The organism is Amycolatopsis sp. NPDC059027 (assembly GCF_042739735.1).
In the GTDB taxonomy this organism is placed as follows: Bacteria; Actinomycetota; Actinomycetes; order Mycobacteriales; family Pseudonocardiaceae; genus Amycolatopsis.
This window is the reverse complement of record NZ_JBHYIK010000018.1, coordinates 75386-78525: the sequence shown is the minus strand read 5'-3', so window position 1 is coordinate 78525 and position 3140 is coordinate 75386. Positions and strand designations below refer to the sequence as shown.

5 protein-coding genes are annotated in these 3140 nt (G+C 70.4%); 2 read left to right on the top strand and 3 right to left on the bottom strand.

From position 1 onward, the window contains the following. Positions 1–143: 143 nt before the first annotated feature. A complete protein-coding gene (locus tag ACFWY9_RS15010; RefSeq protein WP_378331123.1) occupies positions 144–1121 on the bottom strand; it encodes a tetratricopeptide repeat protein in 978 nt (325 codons plus the stop codon). A 115-nt stretch (positions 1122–1236) separates the two neighbouring features. On the opposite strand from ACFWY9_RS15010, the gene ACFWY9_RS15005 reads away from it, so the two are divergent. Beyond that, positions 1237–1644 (top strand): hypothetical protein, encoded by a 408-nt coding sequence (locus ACFWY9_RS15005; protein WP_378331122.1) that lies wholly within the window; start codon positions 1237–1239, stop codon positions 1642–1644. Here the strand turns inward: ACFWY9_RS15005 and ACFWY9_RS15000 are convergent, their stop codons facing one another. Continuing rightward, the gene (locus ACFWY9_RS15000; RefSeq protein ID WP_378331121.1) at positions 1645–1944 is read right to left on the bottom strand and encodes an MTH1187 family thiamine-binding protein; all 300 of its coding nucleotides are present in this window, start codon (positions 1942–1944) and stop codon (positions 1645–1647) included. It abuts the gene before it with no gap. A gap of 66 nt (positions 1945–2010) precedes the next feature. On the opposite strand from ACFWY9_RS15000, the gene ACFWY9_RS14995 reads away from it, so the two are divergent. Next, the gene (locus ACFWY9_RS14995; RefSeq protein ID WP_378331120.1) at positions 2011–2511 is read left to right on the top strand and encodes a MarR family winged helix-turn-helix transcriptional regulator; all 501 of its coding nucleotides are present in this window, start codon (positions 2011–2013) and stop codon (positions 2509–2511) included. Positions 2512–2534: 23 nt separating this feature from the next. Here the strand turns inward: ACFWY9_RS14995 and ACFWY9_RS14990 are convergent, their stop codons facing one another. Then, positions 2535–2786 (bottom strand): hypothetical protein, encoded by a 252-nt coding sequence (locus ACFWY9_RS14990; RefSeq protein WP_378331119.1) that lies wholly within the window; start codon positions 2784–2786, stop codon positions 2535–2537. Positions 2787–3140: the final 354 nt, after the last annotated feature.

The following is a 3140-nucleotide window of genomic DNA, read 5'->3' as shown; positions in this document are numbered from 1 at the left end:
TCTTTCCTCTGCTTCTGTGTGCCCCCCCCGCTCCCACCTTTGTCTTTATCCCACCTTTGGGGGCGCTCCCCCCGTTGTTGGTGGCCCACCCCCCCCATTCCGGGCCCGTGGGCGCTGGCTCGGCGTCAAGGGCCGCGCAGGGCTCAGAACAGGGCGCTGGCCAGGTCGCGGCGTGCCTTCATGACGCGCTCGTCGGCCGGGTCGAACAGGTCGAACAGCGCCACCAGGTGCTCACGGACCTTGTTGCGGTCCTCGCCCGCGGTCCGGCGAACGGTCGCGATGAGCCGGGCGAATCCGGCCTCGACCCGCTGCTCCGCGACATCGAGGTCGGCGGCGGCGAGCTGCGCGGAGATGTCCGACGGGTCGGCGTCGGCCTTCGCGAGCGCCTCCGGGTCGGCCGCCTCGGCGCGGGCGGTGAACTTCACCTGGGCCAGCGCCGTCTTGGCCTGCTCGTTGGCCGGTTCGACGTCGAGGATGCGCTCGTAGGCCGCCTGCGCCGCCGCGAAATCGCCACGCTCGAAAGCGGTCTCGGCCTCGGTGAACCGCGGGTCCTCGGGCTCCTCGACGGGGCCGCCGCCCTGCTCGGCCGCGGTGATGCTGGGCAGCTTGTCCCGCAGCGCGTCCATCAGCGCGCCGAGCCACTTCCGGATCTCGGGTTCGGGAAGGGCGCCGGAGAACGCGTCCACCGGCTGGCCCGCGCCGATCGCGACGATGGTCGGGATCGACTGGGCGCCGAACAGCTGCGCGATCCGCGGGTTCGCGTCGACGTCGACCTTGGCCAGCACCCAGGCGCCGTTGCTCTCGCCGGCGAGCTTCTCCAGCACCGGGCTGAGCTGCTTGCACGGGCCGCACCATTCGGCCCACAGGTCGACGATCACCAGCTGGCGCAGCGAACGCTCCACGACCTCGGCCTGGAACGTCGCCTCGGTGACCTCGATCACGGCGTCGCCCGAGGGCGCGCCGTTCCCGGACGGTGCCGGGCCGCCGCCCTCGGGCGGGGCCGCCGGCTGTTTGCGTGCCGCTTCGGCACGGGCCTTCAGTGCGGACAGATCGACCGCGCCGGAGAGGGCGGCGGACATGGCCGCTGACTTCGCTGCTGCAGATCCGCGTGGGTGTGTCACAGGTCCATCCTGGCACGCATCCGCGAGCGTTTCACCGCTGGTGTCCGGCCCGTCCGGTTGGCAGGAAACCCGCCGTGGGGCAAGCTCGGCCCCAGAAGCACGAGAGGGCGGGCCGATGGTGAGCAAGCGAGACGTCCGGGTCGGCGGGGCTGTCCTCGCGCTGGTGGCCTGGATCACCACGATCACGCTGCTCATCGCGCACCAGCCCGAGGCGGGCGCGGACTCGCCGCCGAACCTGCGCGATCAGCTGGCCACGGCGCTGACCGCCCGCGACTCGGACGCGCTGGCGAACCTCGTCGACTACGGCGGCAAGGACTCCGGCGACTTCGCGAAGAGCTATCTCGCCAAACTGGACAGCGGTGAGGTCCGCGAGGTGGCGGTCCAGCTGGCCCCCGACGAGCGGCAGCCCACCCAGGCGGTGGTCACCGGCGTCCGCGCCCAGGGCGAACGGTTCTCGTATCCGCTCGCCCTGACCGAGGCCAAGGGACGCTGGAAGGTCGCGTTCACGCCCCCGCTGCCGTGATCACTCCTTAAGCCGCGCCTCGACGCGCTCGACCTTCGCCTCGAGCTGACCTTCGTAGCCCGGCCGGATGTCGGCCTTGAGCACCAGCCCGACCCGCGAAGCGCCCTCCCCAGCCGCCTCGACCGCGCGCTTGACGACGGCCATGACCTCGTCCCACTCGCCCTCGATGTTGGTGAACATCGCGTTGGTGGAATTGGGCAGCCCCGACTCGCGCACGACCCGCACCGCGCGGGCGACCGCCTCGCTGACTCCGCCGCCGGAGTCCCCACCGGACGGGCTGACGCTGAAGGCGACGATCATCTTGTGTCCTCTCTTTTCCTCGGTCAGCCGACACGAACCCGGTACCCGCTGGTAACTTCGACCGTCATGAACCGTCCGCTGCCGTTCGACCCGATTGCCCGCGCGGCGCAGCTGTGGGAGGCCCGGATCGGGCCCTCCGGCACCATGGCCGCGGTCACCGGCGTGATGCGGGTGCAACAGATCATCCAGTCCGCGGTGGACGGCGCGCTCAAGCCCCACGGCCTGACCTTCGCCCGGTACGAGGCGCTGGTGCTGCTCACCTTCGCCCGCAGCGCGAGCCTGCCCATGCGCGTGATGGGTGAACGGCTGCAACTGCATCCCACCAGCGTCACCAACATAGTGGACCGGCTGGAGCGCGACGGGCTCGTCAAGCGTGTCCCGCATCCCACCGACCGGCGCACGACCCTGGTCGAGATCACCGACGACGGCCGCGCCCGCCGAGAGGAGGCGACGAAAGCCGTCACCACCATCGACTTCGGCCTCACTGGCCTGACCGGCCGCCAGACCGAGCAGCTCACCGACCTGCTGACGAAGGTCCGACGCGCCGCGGGCGACTTCACGGAGTAAGCGCTCCACTCCGGACTGTCCGATCAGGACGGAAGCCCGAGCCGGGAGATTCGTTCCGGCCGCACCGCGTTCACCTTCGCGCGGCAGGCGGGGCACTCCCGTATCGGCACCGGTCCCGGCACGACGAGCCAAGGCCGGACGACCACCCGCACCTGTTCACCACACAACGCACGCCGAGTGGCCGCCACGCCACGCGGCACCTCACGCGCCAGCGCGTGCAGGGCCTTACCGGTGTTCACCCACCAGATCAGCCGCCAGTCGAGCCGCTCACCCATTCACCGGACGATAAGAACGAATTCAATTCCTTGACGGAAATATTCGCGTCACGACACAGCATTCACCGGAATGTATTCAGGCAACCTGAGACGACGCGAATATTCCAAGAGCCGAATTGAGGCTTTCTCACTAAGAGTGCCGCACTGTGGGAGTGCGGATGCACTGAAGTACGCCTTCGGTCCGCCGAGCCGGTGGGTGCACCGGGGGTACCCCTCGCACTCCCCCCACGTCGACAGCGTCGCCCGACGTGGGGGGGGGGGCGCCGGGCGCGCCCAGAAAGACCCCCCCCAGCCGGGGGGAGCCCACCCCCCCCCCCCCCCCACGGAGGCACCCACACAACGCACACCACAACA

Bases quoted from the DNA above. Each gene is read 5' to 3' on its own strand.
- ACFWY9_RS15005 (WP_378331122.1), top strand. From the start codon at position 1,237: ATGGTGAGCAAGCGAGACGTCCGGGTCGGCGGGGCTGTCCTCGCGCTG.
- ACFWY9_RS15000 (WP_378331121.1), bottom strand. From the start codon at position 1,944: ATGATCGTCGCCTTCAGCGTCAGCCCGTCCGGTGGGGACTCCGGCGGC.
- ACFWY9_RS14995 (WP_378331120.1), top strand. From the start codon at position 2,011: ATGAACCGTCCGCTGCCGTTCGACCCGATTGCCCGCGCGGCGCAGCTG.
- ACFWY9_RS14990 (WP_378331119.1), bottom strand. From the start codon at position 2,786: ATGGGTGAGCGGCTCGACTGGCGGCTGATCTGGTGGGTGAACACCGGT.